At 60.0% G+C, this 20654-nt stretch carries 16 protein-coding genes; 9 read left to right on the top strand and 7 right to left on the bottom strand.

The window, feature by feature from the left end:
• Positions 1–24 precede the first annotated feature (24 nt).
• From acnD to ACIP1X_RS19230, 4 genes are all read right to left on the bottom strand, one after another.
• Complete coding sequence (acnD, locus tag ACIP1X_RS19245; protein ID WP_053116869.1) at positions 25–2619, bottom strand: Fe/S-dependent 2-methylisocitrate dehydratase AcnD; 2595 nt, start codon at positions 2617–2619, stop codon at positions 25–27.
• Positions 2620–2826: 207 nt separating this feature from the next.
• The gene (gene prpC, locus ACIP1X_RS19240) at positions 2827–3954 is read right to left on the bottom strand and encodes a 2-methylcitrate synthase (protein WP_053116868.1); all 1128 of its coding nucleotides are present in this window, start codon (positions 3952–3954) and stop codon (positions 2827–2829) included.
• Between the two features lie 138 nt (positions 3955–4092).
• Positions 4093–4986 carry a methylisocitrate lyase gene (prpB, locus tag ACIP1X_RS19235; protein WP_400754301.1) on the bottom strand — a complete coding sequence of 298 codons (894 nt, stop codon included), beginning with the start codon at positions 4984–4986 and terminating at the stop codon, positions 4093–4095.
• On the bottom strand, positions 4983–5705 hold the full coding sequence (locus tag ACIP1X_RS19230; RefSeq protein ID WP_172680069.1) for a GntR family transcriptional regulator: 723 nt from the start codon (positions 5703–5705) through the stop codon (positions 4983–4985). Before ACIP1X_RS19230 ends, prpB begins: the two co-directional genes overlap by 4 nt.
• Before the next feature lie 347 nt (positions 5706–6052).
• On the opposite strand from ACIP1X_RS19230, the gene ACIP1X_RS19225 reads away from it, so the two are divergent.
• The 4 genes from ACIP1X_RS19225 (at position 6053) to pabB (ending at position 10729) form a co-directional block, all read left to right on the top strand.
• Positions 6053–6589, top strand: a complete 537-nt coding sequence (locus tag ACIP1X_RS19225; protein WP_053116866.1) for an ATP-dependent zinc protease — start codon at positions 6053–6055, stop codon at positions 6587–6589.
• Between the two features lie 5 nt (positions 6590–6594).
• On the top strand, positions 6595–8130 hold the full coding sequence (locus tag ACIP1X_RS19220; protein ID WP_159815415.1) for an inactive transglutaminase family protein: 1536 nt from the start codon (positions 6595–6597) through the stop codon (positions 8128–8130).
• A complete protein-coding gene (locus tag ACIP1X_RS19215) occupies positions 8130–9116 on the top strand; it encodes an alpha-L-glutamate ligase-like protein (RefSeq protein ID WP_053116864.1) in 987 nt (328 codons plus the stop codon). The genes ACIP1X_RS19220 and ACIP1X_RS19215 overlap by 1 nt, the downstream gene beginning before the upstream one ends.
• 269 nt (positions 9117–9385) lie before the next feature.
• Positions 9386–10729: an aminodeoxychorismate synthase component I gene (gene pabB, locus ACIP1X_RS19210; RefSeq protein ID WP_400754298.1), complete on the top strand. Its 1344-nt coding sequence runs from the start codon at positions 9386–9388 to the stop codon at positions 10727–10729.
• 128 nt (positions 10730–10857) lie between these two features.
• On the opposite strand, the gene thrH is transcribed toward pabB, so the two are convergent.
• Complete coding sequence (gene thrH / locus ACIP1X_RS19205) at positions 10858–11475, bottom strand: bifunctional phosphoserine phosphatase/homoserine phosphotransferase ThrH (RefSeq protein WP_016986256.1); 618 nt, start codon at positions 11473–11475, stop codon at positions 10858–10860.
• Between the two features lie 164 nt (positions 11476–11639).
• Here thrH and ACIP1X_RS19200 point away from each other — a divergent pair, with 164 nt between their 5' ends.
• From ACIP1X_RS19200 to ACIP1X_RS19190, 3 genes are all read left to right on the top strand, one after another.
• The gene (locus ACIP1X_RS19200; protein WP_129391383.1) at positions 11640–12380 is read left to right on the top strand and encodes a phosphoadenylyl-sulfate reductase; all 741 of its coding nucleotides are present in this window, start codon (positions 11640–11642) and stop codon (positions 12378–12380) included.
• Positions 12381–12907: 527 nt separating this feature from the next.
• Positions 12908–14446 carry an NCS1 family nucleobase:cation symporter-1 gene (locus ACIP1X_RS19195; protein ID WP_212550379.1) on the top strand — a complete coding sequence of 513 codons (1539 nt, stop codon included), beginning with the start codon at positions 12908–12910 and terminating at the stop codon, positions 14444–14446.
• A gap of 55 nt (positions 14447–14501) precedes the next feature.
• A complete protein-coding gene (locus ACIP1X_RS19190; protein ID WP_400754293.1) occupies positions 14502–15230 on the top strand; it encodes an aspartate/glutamate racemase family protein in 729 nt (242 codons plus the stop codon).
• Positions 15231–15360: 130 nt separating this feature from the next.
• Here ACIP1X_RS19190 and ACIP1X_RS19185 read toward each other — a convergent pair whose 3' ends face one another.
• Positions 15361–16287: a LysR family transcriptional regulator gene (locus ACIP1X_RS19185; protein WP_400754291.1), complete on the bottom strand. Its 927-nt coding sequence runs from the start codon at positions 16285–16287 to the stop codon at positions 15361–15363.
• Between the two features lie 127 nt (positions 16288–16414).
• On the opposite strand from ACIP1X_RS19185, the gene ACIP1X_RS19180 reads away from it, so the two are divergent.
• Complete coding sequence (locus ACIP1X_RS19180; protein WP_053116857.1) at positions 16415–17161, top strand: 3-oxoacyl-ACP reductase family protein; 747 nt, start codon at positions 16415–16417, stop codon at positions 17159–17161.
• Positions 17162–17232: 71 nt separating this feature from the next.
• Here ACIP1X_RS19180 and ACIP1X_RS19175 read toward each other — a convergent pair whose 3' ends face one another.
• Positions 17233–17928, bottom strand: coding sequence for an HAD-IA family hydrolase (locus tag ACIP1X_RS19175; protein ID WP_400754288.1), 696 nt, complete (start codon positions 17926–17928; stop codon positions 17233–17235).
• Positions 17929–18171: 243 nt separating this feature from the next.
• On the opposite strand from ACIP1X_RS19175, the gene ACIP1X_RS19170 reads away from it, so the two are divergent.
• On the top strand, positions 18172–20654 hold a 2483-nt coding region (locus ACIP1X_RS19170; protein ID WP_400754285.1), incomplete at its 3' end, for a DUF6531 domain-containing protein.

The raw sequence follows: 20654 nt of genomic DNA, 5'->3' as shown, positions 1-20654 counted from the left end.
GATCTCACGCCTGCATCAGTAGATTTAAACGGCAACCGCCGACTCTTCAAGGAAGTCCTGAGCGAAACGTTGCAACACGCCGCCGGCCTCGTAGATCGACACTTCTTCAGCGGTATCCAGACGGCAAGTCACCGGCACATCAACGCGCTCGCCGTTCTTGCGATGGATCACCAGCGTCAGGTCCGCGCGCGGTTTGCGCTCGCCGATCACGTCGTAGGTTTCGCTGCCGTCGATGGCCAAGGTGTGACGGTCGGTGCCTGCTTTGAACTCCAGCGGCAGCACGCCCATGCCCACCAGGTTGGTGCGGTGAATGCGTTCGAACCCTTCAGCGGCAATCGCCTCGACACCGGCCAGACGCACGCCTTTCGCCGCCCAGTCGCGGGACGATCCCTGACCGTAATCGGCGCCGGCGATGATGATCAGCGGCTGCTTGCGCTCCATGTAAGTTTCGATGGCTTCCCACATGCGCATGACCTTGCCTTCCGGCTCGACCCGCGCCAGCGAACCCTGTTTGACCTTGCCGTTTTCCACGACCATTTCGTTGAACAGTTTCGGGTTGGCGAAGGTCGCGCGCTGCGCGGTCAGGTGGTCGCCACGGTGCGTTGCGTAGGAGTTGAAGTCCTCTTCCGGCAGGCCCATTTTCGCCAGGTATTCGCCAGCGGCGCTGTCGAGCATGATCGCGTTCGAAGGCGACAGGTGATCGGTGGTGATGTTGTCGGGCAGCACCGCCAGCGGGCGCATGCCCTTTAGCGGACGTGCGCCGGCCAGTGCGCCTTCCCAGTACGGCGGACGGCGAATGTAGGTGCTCATCTCGCGCCAGTCGTACAGCGGCGTGACTTTCGGGCCGGTGTCTTCGTGGACGGCGAACATCGGAATGTAGACCTGACGGAACTGCTCAGGCTTGACCGAAGACTTCACCACGGCGTCGATTTCTTCGTCGCTTGGCCAGATGTCTTTCAGGCGGATTTCCTTGCCGTCGACCACGCCCAACACATCTTTTTCGATGTCGAAACGGATGGTGCCGGCGATGGCGTACGCCACCACCAGCGGCGGCGACGCGAGGAACGCTTGCTTGGCGTACGGGTGGATGCGGCCGTCGAAGTTGCGGTTGCCCGAGAGCACCGCAGTCGCGTACAGATCGCGGTCGATGATCTCTTGCTGGATCACCGGATCGAGCGCGCCGGACATGCCATTGCACGTGGTGCAGGCGAAGGCGACGACGCCGAAACCGAGCTGCTCCAGTTCAGTGGTCAGCCCTGCTTCGTCGAGATACAGCGCAACGGTTTTCGAACCCGGCGCCAGCGAAGATTTCACCCACGGTTTGCGGGTCAGGCCGAGCTTGTTGGCGTTGCGCGCGATCAGGCCAGCGGCGATGACGTTGCGCGGGTTGCTGGTGTTGGTGCAACTGGTGATGGCGGCGATGATCACCGCGCCGTCAGGCATTTGCCCGGGGACTTCTTCCCACTGACCGGAGATGCCTTTGGCCGCCAGATCCGAGGTCGCGACGCGGGCGTGCGGGTTGCTCGGGCCGGCCATGTTGCGCACCACCGAAGACAGATCGAAAGTGAGACCGCGCTCGTATTGCGCGCCTTTCAGGCTGTCTGCCCACAGGCCGGTCAGCTTGGCGTATTGCTCGACGAGCTGCACTTGCTGGTCTTCACGACCGGTGAGTTTCAGGTAATCAATGGTCTGCTGATCGATGTAGAACATCGCTGCGGTGGCGCCGTATTCCGGGGCCATGTTGGAGATGGTTGCGCGGTCGCCGAGGGTCAGCGCAGCGGCGCCTTCGCCGAAGAACTCCAGCCAGGCGCCGACGACCTTCTGTTTACGCAGGTATTCGGTCAGCGCCAGCACCATGTCGGTGGCGGTGATGCCCGGTTGCAGCTTGCCGGTCAGTTCAACACCGACGCTTTCCGGCAGACGCATCCACGACGCGCGACCGAGCATCACGCTCTCGGCTTCGAGGCCGCCAACGCCGATGGCGATCACGCCCAAGGCATCAACGTGCGGCGTGTGACTGTCGGTGCCAACGCAAGTGTCGGGGAACGCCACGCCTTCACGCACCTGAATCACCGGCGACATTTTCTCCAGGTTGATCTGGTGCATGATGCCGTTGCCCGGCGGGATCACATCGACGTTCTTGAAGGCCTTTTTCGTCCAGTTGATGAAGTGGAAGCGGTCTTCGTTGCGCCGGTCTTCGATGGCGCGGTTTTTCTCGAACGCCTGGGCATCGAAACCACCGGCCTCGACGGCCAGCGAGTGGTCAACGATCAGTTGCGTCGGCACTACCGGGTTGACTTGCGCCGGGTCGCCACCCTGCAACGCGATCGCGTCGCGCAGGCCAGCGAGGTCGACCAGCGCGGTCTGGCCGAGAATGTCGTGACAGACCACCCGCGCCGGAAACCACGGGAAATCGAGGTCGCGTTTGCGTTCGATCAGTTGCTTGAGCGAATCGGTGAGCGTGGCCGGGTCGCAGCGACGCACGAGGTTTTCCGCCAGCACGCGGGAGGTGTACGGCAGGGTGTCGTAACTGCCGGGCTGAATCGCTTCGACCGCCGCGCGGGCGTCGAAATAATCCAGAGGGCTGCCGGGCAGGGTTTTGCGGAATTCTGTGTTCATCGGGTCAGGACTCGGGGCACGGTGGTTGCAAAGGGTGGGCGCGACACCGGCAATGAATTCAACTCGGTCAACTGTGGGAGGGGGCTTGCTCCCGAATGCGGAATGTCACTCAACGAATGTGTCGACTGATACACCGCTTTCGCGAGCAAGCCCGCTCCCACATGGGTTTCCGGTTTATCCAGTTACCTGTGTGGCAGCGTCACCATTTCAGCGACGTTCGATTGGCACGAACTTGCGCTGTTCGACGCCGATGTACTCGGCGCTTGGGCGGATGATGCGGTTGTTGGCGCGCTGTTCGAAGACGTGCGCAGCCCAGCCGGTCAGGCGCGAGCAGACGAAGATCGGCGTGAACAGCTTGGTCGGAATGCCCATGAAGTGGTACGCCGAGGCATGGTAGAAATCGGCGTTCGGGAAGAGTTTTTTCTGCTCCCACATGGTCTTGTCGATGGCTTCGGAAACCGGGAACAACACCTTGTCACCGACTTCATCAGCCAGCTGTTTCGCCCAGCCTTTGATCACTTCGTTGCGCGGGTCGCTGTCCTTATAGATCGCGTGGCCGAAGCCCATGATCTTGTCTTTGCGCTCGAGCATGCCGAGGGTGCCTTTGATCGCGTCTTCCGGCGACGAGAAGCGTTCGATCATTTCCATCGCCGCTTCGTTGGCGCCGCCATGCAACGGACCGCGCAGCGAACCGATGGCGGCGGTCACGCAGGAATACAGATCGGACAGCGTCGAGGCGCAAACGCGGGCGGTGAAGGTCGAGGCGTTGAATTCGTGCTCGGCGTAAAGGATCAGCGACACGTTCATCACTTTGACGTGCAGTTCGCTTGGCTTCTTGTCGTGCAGCAGGTGCAGGAAGTGGCCGCCGATGGTTGGCTCGCTGCTCACGCAGTTGATGCGCTTGCCGTCGTGGCTGAAGCGATACCAGTAGCACATGATCGCCGGGAATGCGGCGAGCAAGCGGTCGGTCTTGTCGCGCTGCTCGGAGAAGTCTTTCTCTGGCTCGATGTTGCCGAGGAACGAGCAACCGGTGCGCATCACGTCCATCGGGTGGGCGTCGGCGGGGATGCGCTCGAGCACTTCTTTCAGCGCTTGCGGCAGGTCGCGCAGCTTGCTCAGCTTGCCTTGGTATTCGTCGAGTTGCGCCTGGGTCGGCAGCTCGCCGTAGAGCAGCAGGTACGCGACTTCTTCAAATTGCGCATCGGCGGCCAGTTCGCGCACGTCGTAACCGCGATAGGTCAGCCCGGCACCGGCCTGGCCCACGGTGGACAGTGCGGTTTGCCCGGCAACCTGGCCACGGAGCCCGGCGCCACTGAGTACTTTTGCTTCGGCCATTGTGTTCTCCAATCTTCTTGAATTTGTATGGGGAAAACTGGTGGGAGCGAGCCTGCTCGCGAAAGCGCTGGATCAGTCGACATCAATGCTGGATGTCAGTCCGTCTTCGCGAGCAAGCTCGCTCCCACAGGGTTTGATTCAGACTTTCTTTTGTGCAAACAACGCATCGAGCTTCTGCTCGAACGTGTGGTAATCGATGCGATCGTAAAGCTCCATGCGAGTCTGCATGGTGTCGATGACATTCTGCTGCGTGCCGTCGCGGCGGATCGCGGTGTAGACGTTTTCCGCAGCCTTGTTCATTGCGCGGAACGCCGACAGCGGATACAGCACCAGCGACACGTCGGCGCCGGCCAGTTGCTCGGTGGTGTACAGCGGCGTCGAGCCGAACTCGGTGATGTTGGCCAGAATCGGCGCTTTCACACGGTTGGCGAACAGTTTGTACATCTCCAGCTCGGTGATGGCTTCCGGAAAGATCATGTCAGCGCCAGCCTCGATGCACGCGGCGGCGCGATCCAGTGCCGATTCCAGACCTTCCACCGCCAGCGCATCGGTACGCGCCATGATCACGAAGCTGTCATCGGTGCGCGCATCGACGGCGGCTTTGATGCGGTCGACCATTTCCTGCTGGCTGACGATCTCTTTATTAGGACGGTGGCCACAGCGCTTGGCGCCGACCTGATCCTCGATATGAATCGCCGCCGCGCCGAACTTGATCATCGACTTCACCGTGCGCGCGACGTTGAACGCCGACGAGCCGAAACCGGTATCGACGTCGACCAGCAACGGCAGATCGCAAACGTCGGTGATGCGGCGCACGTCGGTGAGCACGTCATCCAGACCGGTGATGCCCAGATCCGGCACGCCGAGCGAGCCTGCGGCCACCCCGCCACCGGACAGGTAGATCGCCTTGAAACCGGCGCGCTTGGCCAGCAGCGCGTGGTTGGCGTTGATCGCGCCGACCACTTGCAATGGATGCTCGCTGGCGACCGCATCGCGGAAACGCTGGCCTGGAGTGCTGTGCTTGGAACTCATGACTCACCTCGTTCAGTGGCTGTCTTATTGTGGGCGCCGTCCTGGTAATGACGGGCGATGTTGCGTTTCGAGGCGCCGATGTGGCGGCGCATCAACAATTCCGCGAGCTCGCCGTCACGGTCGGCGATGGCATCGAGAATCCGGTGGTGTTCGGCAAAGGCCTGGCGTGGGCGGTTCGGCGTGGTGGAAAACTGGATGCGGTACATGCGCACCAGTTGATACAGCTCGCCGCAGAGCATCTGCGTCAGCGTGCGGTTGCCGCTGCCCTGAATGATCCGGTAGTGAAAGTCGAAATCGCCTTCCTGCTGGTAGTAGCCGACGCCGGCCTGAAACGCGGCGTCGCGCTCGTGGGTTTCCAGCACCCGGCGCAGTTCGTCGATTTCTTCGACGCTCATGCGCTCGGCCGCCAGACGGCAGGCCATGCCTTCGAGGGATTCGCGGATTTCGTAGAGTTCGATCAGCTCGGCATGATTGAGCGAGACCACGCGCGCGCCGACGTGCGGGACGCGCACCAACAGGCGCTGGCCTTCGAGTCGGTGAATCGCCTCACGCAACGGTCCACGGCTGATGCCGTAAGTGCGCGCCAGTTCCGGCTCGGAGATTTTGCTGCCCGGGGCGATCTCGCCTTTGACGATGGCCGCCTGAATACGCCGGAAGACGTTTTCCGAGAGCGTCTCGGAATCGTCACCGTTGATGACCGGGGGATCGAGTTGATCCAGCATGATTGTCGACACCTTTAAATCCAATGCGGCAAAAACTAGCTAATTCAGCCGAATCAGTCAAAGGATAAATGGGTATTGTCGACAATCGTCTAATAACCTTAAAAGATCGCAGCCTTCGGCAGCTCCTACAGGGATCAGTGTAGGCGCTGCCGAAGGCTGCGATCTTTGGATCTTGTATAGACCGCCCCCAGCGCTGGCGCCATAAAACCACCGTGCTAGAATGCCGCCCGCATTTGCTGGCCATTTGTACGGCTTGTCATAAAAAGCTGCCAGGCACACGCAGGCGCTTGCGCAAGTCTTGCCAGGCACCTGAACCGACCACGGAACGCTGCGCACCAGGATTTATGAGACTCAAGCCTTTTCCCACATTCTTTGCCCTGTTTTGCCTGCCCGGCCTCGCCGCCGCGGGGGAAAAAACCGTGTACGGCCTCAACGAATACGCTTCGCTTGACGGCATCAATCTCGAAGTCGCGGCCAAACTCGACACCGGCGCAAAAACCGCCTCGCTGAGCGCCCGCGACATCAAACGCTTTAAACGCAACGGTGAGTCCTGGGTACGTTTCTACCTGGCGATCGACGCGGCGCATTCGCACCCGATCGAACGGCCACTGGCCCGCGTCAGCAAAATCAAACGCCGCGCCGGCGACTACGACCCGGAAGAAGGCAAGAAGTACACCGCCCGTCCGGTAATCGAGCTGGATATCTGCATGGGCACGGCGATGCGCAGCATCGAAGTGAACCTGACCGACCGAAGTGCGTTCCAATACCCGCTTTTGATCGGCTCCGAAGCGTTGAAACGCTTCGACGCGCTGGTCGACCCCAGTCTTAAATACGCTGCCGGCAAACCCGCCTGCACCATCGCCGCTCATACCGCCGAGTAATTTCCATGCGTTCTCTAACCTTCCACCTGAAAATCCTGATCACCATTCTGGTGTTACTGGGCGTTTCGGTTACGGCCTATCAGATTTTCGTACTCGGCATCCCGGTGACCGAAGATGCGACCGACGACTTGTGGAACATCGACGCCAAAGTCGAGTTCGTCGCCAGCACCAAGGATCCGGTAAAGATCCAGATGTTCGTACCGCCGCTGAGCCGCGATTACGTCAGCCTCAATGAGAGTTTTATTTCCAATAACTACGGCGTCGCGGTGAACCGTGTCGACGGCAACCGCAAGGTCACCTGGTCGGCACGTCGCGCCAAGGGCAACCAGACCCTTTATTACCGTCTGGTGCTGACCAAGCGTTACACCGCGGAAAAATCCAAGGTCAAAGGCCCGACCTTCCGCGACAGCATAGCCATCGAAGGCCCGGAAAAAATCGCTGCCGAGGCCCTGCTCGCACCGATTCGCCAACACTCCGCCGACGTCGAGACCTTCATCGGCGAAGCGATCAAACGCGTCAACAACCTCAACGACGACAATGTGAAACTGCTGCTGGCCGGCGATCCGTCGACTGCGCACAAAGCCAAAATCGTCGAATTGCTGCTGTCCATCGCCCACGTACCGGTGGAAAAAGTCCACACCATCCGCCTCGTCGCTGATCAACCGCAAATGCCCGAACTGTGGCTGCGCAGCTTCAACGGCAACGATTGGCTGTATTTCAACCCGGAAACCGGCGAGCAAGGCCTGCCGACCGACCGCCTGCTGTGGTGGACCGGCGATGAAAACCTGATCACCGTCGACGGCGGCAAGAAAGCCAATGTGACCTTCAGCCTGAACAACAGCGAGATGAACGCAATTCGTCTGGCCAAGCTGACCGACGAGAATACCGACGCCAACTTCCTCGAATACTCGCTGTACGGCTTGCCGCTGCAGACCCAGCAGACCTTCATGATCATGGTGATGATCCCGATCGGCGTGCTAGTGATTCTGATCCTGCGCAACCTGATCGGCCTGCAGACCCTCGGTACGTTCACCCCGGTACTGATCGCCCTCGCCTTCCGCGAGACGCAACTGGGCTTCGGTATCTTGCTGTTTACCGTGATCACGGCGCTGGGCCTGTCATTACGTTCCTATCTGGAACATCTGAAGCTGCAAATGCTGCCGCGACTCTCGGTGGTGTTGACCTTTGTCGTGGTGCTGATCGCGGCGATCAGCCTGTTCAGCCATAAGCTCGGCCTGGAGCGCGGCTTGTCCGTGGCGCTGTTCCCGATGGTGATTCTGACCATGACCATCGAACGCCTGTCGATCACCTGGGAAGAACGCGGCGCCAGCCATGCGATGAAAGTTGCGATCGGCACGCTGTTCGCGGCGTCCCTGGCGCACCTGATCATGACCGTGCCGGAGCTGGTGTACTTCGTGTTCACCTTCCCGGCGATCCTGCTGATTCTGGTCGGCTTCATGCTGGCGATGGGTCGTTATCGCGGCTACCGCCTGACCGAACTGGTGCGCTTCAAGGCTTTCCTGAAGAAGGCTGACGCCTGATGTTCGGTTTCTGGAAGACCTGGAAGGCGCTGGAAGCGCGCGGCATCATGGGCATCAATCGGCGTAACGCCGACTACGTGCTCAAGTACAACAAGCGCAGCCTGTACCCGATCGTCGATGACAAAATCATCACCAAGGAACGCGCGATCGAGGCCGGCATCCACGTGCCGGAATTGTATGGCGTGATTTCCACCGAGAAGGAAATCGACAAGCTCGGCGAGATCATCGGCGGGCGCAGCGACTTCGTGATCAAACCGGCGCAGGGCGCCGGCGGTGACGGCATCATCGTCGTCGCCGACCGTTTCGAAGGCCGTTATCGCACGGTGTCGGGCAAGATTGTTGACCACGAGGAGCTTGAGCACCACATCTCGAGCATTCTCACCGGTTTGTACTCGCTGGGTGGCCACCGTGACCGTGCACTGATCGAATACCGCGTGACCCCGGATCAGATCTTCAAAAGCATCAGTTATGAAGGCGTGCCGGACATCCGCATCATTGTGCTGATGGGTTATCCGGTGATGGCGATGTTGCGTTTGCCGACCCGGCAATCCGGCGGTAAGGCCAACCTGCACCAGGGCGCGATTGGCGTCGGTGTCGATCTGGCCACTGGTCTGACCCTGCGCGGCACCTGGCTGAACAACATCATCACCAAACACCCCGACACCACCAACGCGGTGGACGGCGTGCAACTGCCCTACTGGGACGGTTTCATGAAACTCGCGGCGGGCTGTTATGAGCTGTGTGGGTTGGGGTATATCGGCGTGGATATGGTGCTGGATCAGGAGAAAGGCCCGCTGATTCTCGAGCTGAACGCGCGGCCTGGGTTGAATATTCAGATCGCCAATGATTGTGGGCTGACGTTGCGTACGCACGCGGTTGAGGCGCGGCTGGAAGAGCTGAAGGCGCGTGGGGTGGTCGAGACGGCTGAAGAGCGGGTGGCGTTTACTCAGGAAATGTTTGGGCATATTCCCGCCGTCGAGGGTTGATCTCCCCCGATGATCGTTCCCACGCTCTGCGTGGGAATGCATCCCGTGACGCTCCGCGTCACAGTGGACGCAGAGCGTCCATGGCGGCGTTACCACGCAGAGCGTGGGAACGAACAGTAAAACCCCAATCTGCTCCCTTTCCCCTCGCCCCCTTGGGGGCGGTCCGACGTTTCGGGAGGGCTGGGGTGAGGGGGTGGCTTTTGACTTTGATCTGGCATCGGAGAGGACTACAATCCCCACCCCGCCTCAACGGCCGATCTGCCCCGCCCATGTTGACCTGTTCCGTACACCCGCTGCCCTACCGTGCCAATCCCGCCGACTACTTCGCGGCCATCCGCCACGCGCCCGGCGCCGTGCTGCTCGACAGTGGCCGGCCGAGCGCCGACCGTGGTCGGTACGACCTGCTCAGCGCCTGGCCGCTGGAACAACTGGCCGTATTGCCGGACGAGAGCGGCAGTCATTTCCTCCAGCGGTTGCGCGACAATTTGCAGCATTTGGGCGAGGCTGATTTGCCTGCAGGTTTCGAGTTGCCATTCGCCGGCGGCTTGATCGGTTACCTCAGCTACGACTTCGGTCGACATCTGGAAAACCTGCCAAGCCAGGCCCGCGATGATCTGCAATTGCCTGACGCACGTTTCGGCCTGTACGACTGGGCGCTGATCAGCGATCACCAGACGTCAACCAGCCAATTGGTCTTTCACCCGTCCGTGATCGACAGCGAGCAACAGCGGCTGATTTTGTTGTTCACGCAGCCAGTCGTTAGTGCTTTAACCCCGTTCAAGCTCAACAACCCGATGGCCGCTGACCTCTCGGCCGACGATTACCGTCAGGCCTTCGAACGCATTCAACATTACATCCAGGCCGGCGATTGCTATCAGGTCAACTTCGCTCAACGCTTCCGCGCTCAGTGCCAAGGCGATCCGTGGCTGGCCTATTGCGCATTGCGCGAAGCCTGCCCGACGCCGTTCTCCGGTTTCCAGAGCCTGCCTGACGGTGGCGCGGTGTTAAGCCTGTCGCCGGAGCGCTTCGTCAAAGTCAGCCAGCGCCAAGTGGAAACCCGCCCAATCAAAGGCACCCGCCCCCGAGGCCTGACCCCAGCCGAAGATGCGGCCAACGCCGCCGAACTGCTGGCCAGCCCCAAGGATCGCGCGGAAAACCTGATGATCGTTGACCTGCTGCGCAACGACCTCGGCCGCACTTGCCGCATTGGTTCGGTGCGGGTACCGGAGTTGTTCAGTTTGGAGAGCTATCCGAACGTGCATCACCTGGTCAGCAGCGTCACCGGCGAACTGGCGGACGACCGCGACGCACTGGATTTGATCGCCGGCAGCTTCCCCGGCGGCTCGATCACCGGCGCGCCGAAAATTCGCGCGATGCAGATCATTGATGAGCTGGAGCCGACCCGGCGCGGGTTGTATTGCGGTTCGTTGCTGTACCTCGACGTGCGCGGCGAGATGGACAGCTCCATCGCGATTCGCAGTCTGTTGGTCAAGGATGGGCAGGTGTGCTGCTGGGGCGGTGGCGGGATTGTTGCGGATTCGGACTGGCAGGCTGAGTATCAGGAGTCGATCACCAAAGTCAGAATCCTCCTCGAAACCCTGCAAAACCTCTGAGTAATGATCGTTCCCACGCTCCGCGTGGGAATGCATCCCGGGACGCTCCGCGTCCCATTCAAAGCCGAACGCGGAGCGTCCGTTGAGGCATTCCCACGCAGAGCGTGGGAACGATCATTTAGCCAGGCTTACAGGCTGAGGTCGCGGTTGGAGGCTTTTAGGAATTCCTGCTTCAACTCAGCAAAGGTATGCACCGCCGGAAACTGCGGAAACTCGCGAATCACATTCTCCGGCGCATGGAACAGAATCCCCGCATCCGCCTCGCCCAGCATCGTCGTATCGTTATACGAATCCCCCGCCGCAATCACCCGGTAATACAGGCTCTTGAACGCCAGCACCGACTGACGCTTCGGATCTTTCTGACGCAACTGATAGCTGGTCACCCGCCCGGTTTCGTCAGTAATCAGACGATGGCACAGCAACGTCGGGAAGCCCAACTGGCGCATCAGCGGCTGCGAGAACTCGTAGAACGTGTCCGACAGAATCACCACTTGAAAGCGCTCGCGCAGCCAGTTGACGAACTCCACCGCGCCGTCCAGCGGCTTCAGCGTGGCGATCACTTCCTGAATGTCGGAGAGCTTCAAGCCGTGCTCGTCGAGGATGCGCAGACGCTGCTTCATCAGCACGTCGTAATCGGGAATGTCCCGGGTGGTGGCCTTGAGGGAGTCGATTCCGGTTTTTTCAGCGAAGGCGATCCAGATTTCCGGCACCAACACCCCTTCAAGATCCAGGCAAGCAATTTCCACAAGACACTCCCGTTTGTATTGATTATTTGAGTCGAGCGAGGCCGAACTCTAGCGACTCAAATCCACTCGCGCAACGCACAGCGCGCCCCGAGCCGCGCAGCTTTTTGTTACCATCGGCCCCATATAGAGCGCCCAGCGCCACCGACCTGTAGGAAGCCGCCCTGATGAGTGCAACGTTCGACGTCGTGGAACTCGCCACGACCTATGCCAACAAATCCGCGCAAGACATTCTCAAACTCGCCTTTGCCGAATTCGGTGATGACCTGTGGATATCTTTCAGCGGCGCCGAGGATGTGGTGCTGGTGGACATGGCCTGGAAACTCAACAAGAACGTCAAGGTGTTCAGCCTCGACACCGGCCGCCTGCACCCGGAGACCTACCGCTTCATCGATCAAGTGCGCGAGCACTACAAGATCGACATCGAACTGGTGTCGCCGGACTACACGAAACTGGAGCCGTTCGTGAAGGAAAAAGGCCTGTTCAGTTTCTACAAGGACGGCCACGGCGAATGCTGCGGCATCCGCAAGATCGAACCGCTGCGGCGCAAACTGTCCGGCGTCAAAGCCTGGGCCACCGGCCAGCGCCGCGACCAGAGCCCGGGCACGCGCAGTGCCGTGGCAGCGATGGAAATCGACACGGCGTTCTCTACTCCGGAACGCACCCTGTACAAGTTCAACCCGCTGGCGCAGATGACCAGCGAAGAGATCTGGGGTTACATCCGCATGCTCGAGCTGCCGTACAACAGCCTGCATGAGCGCGGTTTCATCAGCATCGGCTGCGAACCGTGCACCCGCCCTGTCCTGCCGAACCAGCACGAGCGCGAAGGCCGCTGGTGGTGGGAAGAAGCGACGCAGAAAGAATGCGGGCTGCATGCGGGGAATATCATCAGTAAGTCCAACAGCTAAAAGATCGCAGCCTGCGGCAGCTCCTACAGGTGACCGCATTCCCATGTAGGAGCTGCCGCAGGCTGCGATCTTTTGATCTTGAAAAAATGTGTACACACGAATGTCACCATCGGTGCCATTTGTGTGTGCACTTTTTTGTTTCCGCGCCCTGAAAGGTTACATCCCCTCCGAAATCCCCACGCTTTTGCTCCCCGCCCAAATCCCCCACCGAAAATAAATACCTGTTCAATCGGTCAATTTTTAATCACCACATTTCAGTCACTTAGCGCTCCTCGATAACTTTTCGAAATGAGCAACGCCGTCCATAGATCAGTAACTGGCACAAATCTGGCTTTAGTGCATACATGTTTTGTATACAAAACTGCAAAACATAAACACACTTTCGATCCGCAAGCCTGAAGCGCCCTATCCCGTACAGGCTGCAGATGCCCCGTAACCAGTGATGTTTCACTGCCACGACGAAGATTTGTCGAGCCTGACGGCTTAAGCACAGTCATCGCGGCGCTGAACATCAGGAGCCTGCCGGAATGCGTACAAGTCTCTCCAATAACATCGCGCTGAATCTGCCCGCCTCTGCCCTCGATCAACCGTCGTCCTACGACGGTCTGGCCGAACCGTTACAACTGAGCCCCCGCTTGCACAACAGCGACCTCGCGCCGACCAAGGCCGAAGGTCGACGCTGGGGCAAATACAGCATCTTCGCTTTGTGGACGAACGACGTGCACAACATCGCCAACTACTCCTTCGCCATCGGCTTGTACGCGTTGGGCCTGGGTGGCTGGCAGATTTTGCTGTCGCTGGGGATCGGCGCGGCGCTGGTGTACTTCTTCATGAACCTGTCCGGTTACATGGGGCAAAAAACCGGGGTGCCGTTTCCGGTGATCAGCCGGATCAGTTTCGGCATTCACGGTGCGCAAATCCCTGCATTGATCCGGGCGGTTATCGCCATCGCCTGGTTCGGCATTCAGACGTATCTGGCGTCAGTAGTCCTACGAGTGCTGCTCACGGCAGTGCATCCCGGTTTCGCCGAATACGACCACAACTCGATCCTCGGTCTGTCGACGCTGGGCTGGGCATCGTTCGTGGCGATCTGGTTCGTGCAACTGGCGATTCTCGCCTACGGCATGGAAATGGTGCGCCGCTACGAGGCGTTCGCCGGGCCGGTGATTCTGCTGACCGTCGCCGCCCTCGCCGCATGGATGTACTTCCAGGCCAACGCGACCATCGCCTGGTCGACCCGCGATCCGCTGACCGGTGGCGAGATGTGGCGCAACATCTTTGCCGGCGGCGCGTTGTGGCTGGCGATCTACGGCACGTTGATCCTCAATTTCTGTGACTTCGCCCGCTCTTCGCCATGCCGCAAGACCATCAAGGTAGGAAACTTCTGGGGCTTGCCGGTGAATATTCTGGTGTTCGCCGCGATTACCGTCCTGCTCTGTGGCGCGCAATTTCAGATCAATGGCCGAATCATCGAAAGCCCGACTGAAATCATCGCGTCGATTCCCAATACGTTCTTTTTGGTACTGGGTTGCCTGGCCTTCCTGATCGTCACCGTAGCGGTGAACATCATGGCCAACTTCGTCGCCCCGGCTTTCGTGCTCAGCAACCTGGCGCCGAAATACTTGACCTTCCGCCGCGCCGGGCTGATCAGCGCGACCATCGCCGTGCTGATCCTGCCGTGGAATCTCTACAACAGCCCGCTGGTGATCGTGTATTTCCTGTCCGGCCTCGGCGCCCTGCTCGGCCCGTTGTACGGGGTGATCATGGTCGACTACTGGCTGATCCGCAAAGGCCGGATCAACGTGCCGCAGCTCTACAGCGAAGACCCGAACGGCGCGTATTACTACAGCCGTGGCATCAACCTGCGCGCCGTTGCCGCGTTCATTCCAGCGGCACTGATCGCCATCGTGCTGGCGCTGGTGCCGGGTTTCCACAGCGTCTCGCCGTTCTCCTGGCTGATCGGTGCCGGCATCGCCGGAATGCTCTACCTGATCATCGCCAAACGCGAACCGCACTACGCCGACGTCAGCGGCGAGTCGATCGCGGTCGACAACGTCTGCCATTAATTTCCCTCGCGGCCCGGATGTCGGGCCGCAGAACTGCCCGCTATAAGGATTTCCCATGCGTATTCTCGTGGTCAACGTCAACACCACCGAGTCCATCACCCAAGCCATCGCCCGCTCGGCGCAGGCCGTCGCGTCACCGGGTACCGAGATCGTTGGCTTGACGCCGTTTTTCGGCGCCGACTCGATTGAAGGCAACTTCGAAAGCTACCTCGCCGCGATTGCCGTGATGGATCGGGTGATGGCCTACGACCAACCGTTCGACGCGGTGATTCAGGCCGGTTACGGCGAACATGGTCGCGAAGGTTTGCAGGAATTGCTCAACGTGCCGGTGGTGGACATCACCGACGCGGCGGCGAGTACGGCGATGTTTCTCAGCCATGCGTACTCGGTGGTGACGACGCTGGATCGCACCGTGCCGCTGATCGAGGATCGGCTGAAATTGTCGGGGCTGTGGGATCGTTGCGCTTCGGTGCGAGCCAGTGGTTTGGCGGTTCTGGAACTGGAACACGAGCCGCAGCGTGCGCTGGAAGCGATCGTGCATCAGGCCGAACTGGCGGTGACGCAGGATAAGGCCGAGGTGATTTGCCTGGGTTGCGGCGGCATGGCCGGGCTGGATGAGCAGATTCGTCGTCGTACCGGCGTGCCGGTGGTGGATGGCGTGACGGCGGCGGTGACGATTGCGGAATCGCTGGTGCGGTTGGGCTTGTCGACGTCGAAGGTGCGGACTTACGCGACGCCGCGGCCGAAGAACATCATTGGCTGGCCGGGGCGGTTTGCCCGGTAGACCGCGTTATCGTTCATCGCGAGCAAGCTCGCTCCCACAGGTTCTGAGTTGCCCACAGATTTTGCGCACAACGCAAAACCCTGTGGGAGCGAGCTTGCTCGCGAAGGCCGCGCCTCGGTATCAAGTTTGCTCAAATCGCACTAAACCGCCGCGCCAATCCCCGCTCCGCAAACTGCTCAATCAAAAAATCCACAAACGCCCGGGTTTTCCCCGGCAACAACTTATGCTCGGCGTAGTAGACCGAAATATTGCCATCATCGACAAACCACTCCGGCAACACCCGCTGCAAGCTACCCGATTCCAGATACCCCACCGCAAACGGCATGCTCACCAACGCAATCCCCAACCCTTGCGCCGCCGTCGCGCACGCAGCTTCGGAATCGCTCAGGGTCATGCGCGCCTTGAGCATCAATGGCCGACAGTTCTGCGGATCGCGTCCGGTCAGCTGCCAAGAACGCACGCGCCCGGTTTGCGGCGAACGGATCAGAATCCCGTCGTGATGGCTAAGGTCATCCGGCTCAGTAATCTCGGGATTGGCCTGTAAATAACCGGCAGACGCCACCAATATCCGGTGCGCCGGGCTCAACTTACGCGCGATCACGCCTTGCGGCAGATCGAAGCCGCCACCAATGGCCGCATCAAACCCCTGCCCGATCAGATCAACCTGGCGATTATCAAAATGCCAGTCCGGACTGATCGCTGGATATCGCTGCAAAAACTCACCGAGCATCGGCACGATGTGCAAACAACCAAACGCGGCGCCCATGCTGACTTTCAGCGTTCCCGCTGGCAGCCCTTCGACACTGGACAGATTGGCCACGGCATTCTGAATGGTGGTCAGGCTGCCACTGACCTGATTCAAAAACAGCTGCCCGGCCTCGGTCAACGTCAGGCTGCGTGTACTACGCTGGAACAGCCGCACACCGAGCCGCACCTCAAGTTTGGCAACACTTTTGCCAACGGCCGCCGGGGTCAGACTCAAGCGCCGTGCAGCCTCGGCAAAGCTGCCGACCTCGGCACTGCGCACGAAGCATTCGATGCTGCTAAAGGATTCCATGATCACCACTATAAACTTCTGGTTTACACAGACTATAGCAATCATGGTCTACACAGTTGTCGATACCAAGTCGATACTCGCCACCAATAGCAAGGCATTCCCGCCTTGAACACTCTGGAGATCGAACATGACCACTCAACACCTCAGCGGTAAAGTCGCTCTGATTCAAGGCGGTTCCCGCGGTATCGGCGCTGCCATCGTCAAACGTCTGGCCGCTGAAGGCGCTGCAGTAGCCTTCACTTACGTCAGCTCCACCGCCAAAGCCGAAGAGTTGCAAAACAGCATCACCGCCAACGGTGGCAAAGCCTTGGCGATCAAGGCCGACAGCGCCGACGCCGCCGCCATCCGCCACGCCGTTAGCGCCACCGTCGAAGCGTTTGGCCGAGTGGATATTCTGGTCAACAACGCCGGAGTGCTGGCGGTCGCACCGCTGGAAGACTTCAAACTGGAAGACTTCGACCAGACCGTGGCGATCAACATTCGTAGCGTGTTCATCGCTTCGCAAGAAGCAGCCAAACACATGGGCGAAGGTGCGCGCATCATCAACATCGGCAGCACCAACGCCGACCGCATGCCCTTCGCTGGCGGCGGTGTATATGCGATGAGTAAATCGGCGCTGGTCGGTCTGACCAAAGGCCTGGCCCGCGATCTCGGCCCACGCGGCATCACCGTCAACAACGTGCAACCTGGCCCGGTCGATACCGACATGAACCCGGCGCACGGCGATTTCGCCGAAAGCCTTATCCCGCTGATGGCCGTCGGCCGCTACGGTAAAGCCGAAGAAATCGCCAGCTTCGTCGCCTACCTGGCAGGCCCGGAAGCCGGTTACATCACCGGTGCCAGCCTGACCATCGACGGTGGTTTTGGCGCCTGATACCTCAAAGCCGGAACGAAAAACGCCGCCGCTCTTTTCACAGAGCGGCGGCGTTTTTTTGTCTCAAGCGTTTACGCCCATTTCAGCGCCGGCAAACCGCAAGCACTCGGGGTGAAGGCTTTCAACGTACGAAGAATCCCGTCCGCGTGTGCGTATTTTTCATCAGCCATGGCGGCGTCCGGAATCGCAATCGCGGTCATGCCGGCGGCTTTCGCAGCGGTCACGCCAAACGGCGAATCCTCGAACACCAGACAATCCTCAGGCGCGACGCCGAGACGTCGAGCTGCCGTCAGGAAGATATCCGGTGCCGGTTTCGCTGCGCCGACTTCCGGGTCGTCTGCGGTAACGATGAAATCGAACAACGCAAACCAGTCGCGGTGCAGCGTGGTTTTCTGACCAAACGACTGACGCGATGAACTGGTGCCCACGGCGATCGGAATGTTGTGCGCCTTGAGGTGCCGAATCAGCTCCTCGGCGCCCGGCATCGCCTGCGCTTTCGGGAAACGCTCACGCATCAACGGCTCGCGGATCTCCAAGAACTCATCGGCGGTGATCGGCAGATCCAGCGCCTGCACCACGTAATTGGCCAGATCGTTGGCACCGCGACCGATGATGTTCTGTTTGACGCTCCAGTCGAAGGTGCGCCCGTAGCGCTGGGCAATCAGCGACGTGACCTCGGTGTAAATGCCTTCGGTGTCGAGCAACAAACCGTCCATATCGAAAATCACGGCCTTGATCGGGCCGAACGCCTTCAGCGCTGCATTCATCATCGGATCCGTTTTCAAAGACATCCCAGGCGGCATCGCGCCGCTGCTCGGATCTGATTAAAGGGTTCAGCAGCATAACGAGCGCGACAGACATTGAGCAACGGGCAATGTCTGTTGCGCCGATGAACTACTCGCGAATATTTAGCGAAACGTCCTACAGGCATCACCTACTTGGCCGACTTCTTTCCTTACTGATCCCCCGCAAAGTCCGTGCTCCTCCTTGATGTGCGCGAGCGACTGCGAATGTTTCAACCCGATCGGCTACTGGCCCTGAACAACAGCATTGGCCTGCTGATAGTTGCCGCACTGAACCCGGATCACCCGGATTTCGAAACCCTGATCGGCGAATTTCGCCTGTGCCTCAATAATTACGAGGCCTGGGCCGAACAATACTGGACGGGCACAGCGCTGGATGTCGAGCAGGTGTTTACCGTCGGCAACGACGTACGCCTCAGCGCCCCGATCAAATCCCGCAAACCGATCAGCTCATCCGTAGTCATGTGCCCCGCCAGCGGATCTTTGACCCTGGTGCACATGTTCGAAGCCGCCCGCTTCGTACCGATCGGCAACACCCCGGTGACGCTCGAACCGGTGATTGGCGACGTCGGCGGTGTCCTGACCTTCGGCGAAGCGCTGCGCCATACGATCGGCCCGAGCGGGATATTGCAGGTGACCGATTGCGATCGGGGCCAGCGTTATCGCATCACCTTCTTTCCCGATGTTTCCACTGCGCATGTTCGTGAGTTGTATGACTCCTACGAAAGCATTCTCGGTGACCTCGAACGCTGGTTGCGTGCCGAGTGGACAGGTTTTCAGCCGTTGTGGGCGGAGTTTTCCAACGCCGGATTTTCTGACCGTTACCGGCAGTTGCAACGGGCGGATTGGCGCGGATTCGAGAAAGCGCTGAACGGTGTCTGGGACGACATCAAGCAACTGTTCGCCCTCCTCGCCGATCTGCAGGCCAACAGCGAAAAGCTCCTGGAATACCTCAGCGCCGCCGAGCTTGAAGCCCTGCTGCAAACCTCCAGCGACGCGATCGCCAATGCACTGCTGATGCTCAGCGATGAGCCGCTGATGTTCATTCATCTGGCCGCGTTCACCAGTTGGCTGAAGATGCTGCCGCCGCAGTATCTGGCCGAAGTCGTGGCTGAGGTGCGCGTCGAACTGCTGATCAGCTTCCTGCTGATGCGGGTGTCGGGTGGCGTCGGCGTGCCGCTGCGCCTGAGCAGCAAAGTGCTGGCAAAGATCAAATCGCCACGGGCGCGGGAATGGCTGGCGGCCTCGGCGTTGCGCCTGGCTGAACTGACCTCTGCGCCGGAGCTGACCCAGCATGCGGGCGCGCTGAGACCGTTGATGCTGAGTGCGCGTGATGTGCCGTTGAAGCCGACGCCGTCGATTCCGCTGAACATTCGGCAGGCAGATGAAGTGGTGTTGACGGTGCCAAACCCGGCGCCGATTGCGCGGGACAAGTCGCAGGGCGCCACGCGAATGGAGCGTCATGAGCCTCACGATGACGCTTCGGATCAGGCGAAAAATCCAAATGGGGATAGCGCTGATTGTGTACCGCGTACCTGCACCAACGGCTGTCCGGTGTCGATGGTCACTGGCGAGGAACTGCTGACGCTGACTGATGGCGTGCTTGATGGCGTGTTGCCGTTTGAATTCACTCGGTTGTATCGCACCAGTGCGGTGGAAATCGATGTCGGCCTGGGGTTTGGCTGGAGCCATTCGCTGACGCATCGGCTGGAATTTGATGGCGACTCGGTTGTTTGGGTCGATCACGAGAATCGGCGCACGCGGTTTCCGCTGCCGAATGTTGAGCGGCCTTCTATTCACAACAGTTTGTCGCGGGCGGCGATTTTTCTTGGGGATGAGCCGGAGGAATTGATCCTCGCGCTGGCTGGGGAAACGGCGCGGTTTTACCACTTTCGGGCCGGGCGTCTGACGTCGATCAGCGATGCCTATGGCAATCGTCTGACGGTGCATCGCGATCGGTCTGACAGGGTTCAGCGACTGGATAACGGTGCCGGTCGCTCCTTATTGCTGCGTTACGACCGCGCGCAACTCATCGCGGTTGATTACCAAAGTTTGCAAAACGCTGAATGGGCGACGGAGCAAATCCTCGTTCGCTATTGCCACGACGCGCGTCAGCGCTTGTTGGCGGCAACCAATGCATTAGATGAAAGCGAGCGCTACGACTACGACGATGCGCACGTCATTCTGCAGCGACAGCTGACCGGTGGTGCGAGTTTTTTCTGGGAATGGGAACGGGCTGGCAAGGCTGCACGTTGCGTGCGGCACTGGGCGTCGTTTTCGCAGATGGACACGCGTTACGTCTGGGATGACGACGGCAGTGTGGCGGTGCATTACGTCGATGGCACCGAAGAAGTTTACGTTCACGACGACCGTGCGCGACTGGTGCGCAAGGTCGAGGCGGACGGTGGCGAGCAACTCAAGGCCTACGACGATCAGGGACGGTTGATCGCTGAACAGGATGCGCTGGGTTCTATCACCGAGTACCGCTATGACGATGTCGGACGACTGATCGCGCTGATTCCTGTAGCGGATACGCCAACGTCCTACGAGTATCGCAACGGTTTCCTGCATCGGCGTTCGCGTGGCGATGCGGTTTGGATTTATCGGCGCAATGCCGAGGGCGACATCACCGAGGCTGTCGATCCTGACGGACAGGTCACTCATTACTACTACAGCGTTCGCGGGCAACT

The organism is Pseudomonas sp. NPDC088885, assembly GCF_044750025.1.
In the GTDB taxonomy this organism is placed as follows: Bacteria; Pseudomonadota; Gammaproteobacteria; order Pseudomonadales; family Pseudomonadaceae; genus Aquipseudomonas; species Aquipseudomonas rustica.
Note: the sequence above shows the minus strand (reverse complement) of the source record. Positions and strands in the feature narration are given on the sequence as shown.

Bases quoted from the DNA above. Each gene is read 5' to 3' on its own strand.
- acnD (WP_053116869.1), bottom strand. From the start codon at position 2,619: ATGAACACAGAATTCCGCAAAACCCTGCCCGGCAGCCCTCTGGATTAT.
- prpC (WP_053116868.1), bottom strand. From the start codon at position 3,954: ATGGCCGAAGCAAAAGTACTCAGTGGCGCCGGGCTCCGTGGCCAGGTT.
- prpB (WP_400754301.1), bottom strand. From the start codon at position 4,986: ATGAGTTCCAAGCACAGCACTCCAGGCCAGCGTTTCCGCGATGCGGTC.
- ACIP1X_RS19225 (WP_053116866.1), top strand. From the start codon at position 6,053: ATGAGACTCAAGCCTTTTCCCACATTCTTTGCCCTGTTTTGCCTGCCC.
- ACIP1X_RS19220 (WP_159815415.1), top strand. From the start codon at position 6,595: ATGCGTTCTCTAACCTTCCACCTGAAAATCCTGATCACCATTCTGGTG.
- ACIP1X_RS19215 (WP_053116864.1), top strand. From the start codon at position 8,130: ATGTTCGGTTTCTGGAAGACCTGGAAGGCGCTGGAAGCGCGCGGCATC.
- pabB (WP_400754298.1), top strand. From the start codon at position 9,386: ATGTTGACCTGTTCCGTACACCCGCTGCCCTACCGTGCCAATCCCGCC.
- ACIP1X_RS19200 (WP_129391383.1), top strand. From the start codon at position 11,640: ATGAGTGCAACGTTCGACGTCGTGGAACTCGCCACGACCTATGCCAAC.
- ACIP1X_RS19195 (WP_212550379.1), top strand. From the start codon at position 12,908: ATGCGTACAAGTCTCTCCAATAACATCGCGCTGAATCTGCCCGCCTCT.
- ACIP1X_RS19190 (WP_400754293.1), top strand. From the start codon at position 14,502: ATGCGTATTCTCGTGGTCAACGTCAACACCACCGAGTCCATCACCCAA.
- ACIP1X_RS19185 (WP_400754291.1), bottom strand. From the start codon at position 16,287: ATGGAATCCTTTAGCAGCATCGAATGCTTCGTGCGCAGTGCCGAGGTC.
- ACIP1X_RS19180 (WP_053116857.1), top strand. From the start codon at position 16,415: ATGACCACTCAACACCTCAGCGGTAAAGTCGCTCTGATTCAAGGCGGT.
- ACIP1X_RS19175 (WP_400754288.1), bottom strand. From the start codon at position 17,928: ATGAATGCAGCGCTGAAGGCGTTCGGCCCGATCAAGGCCGTGATTTTC.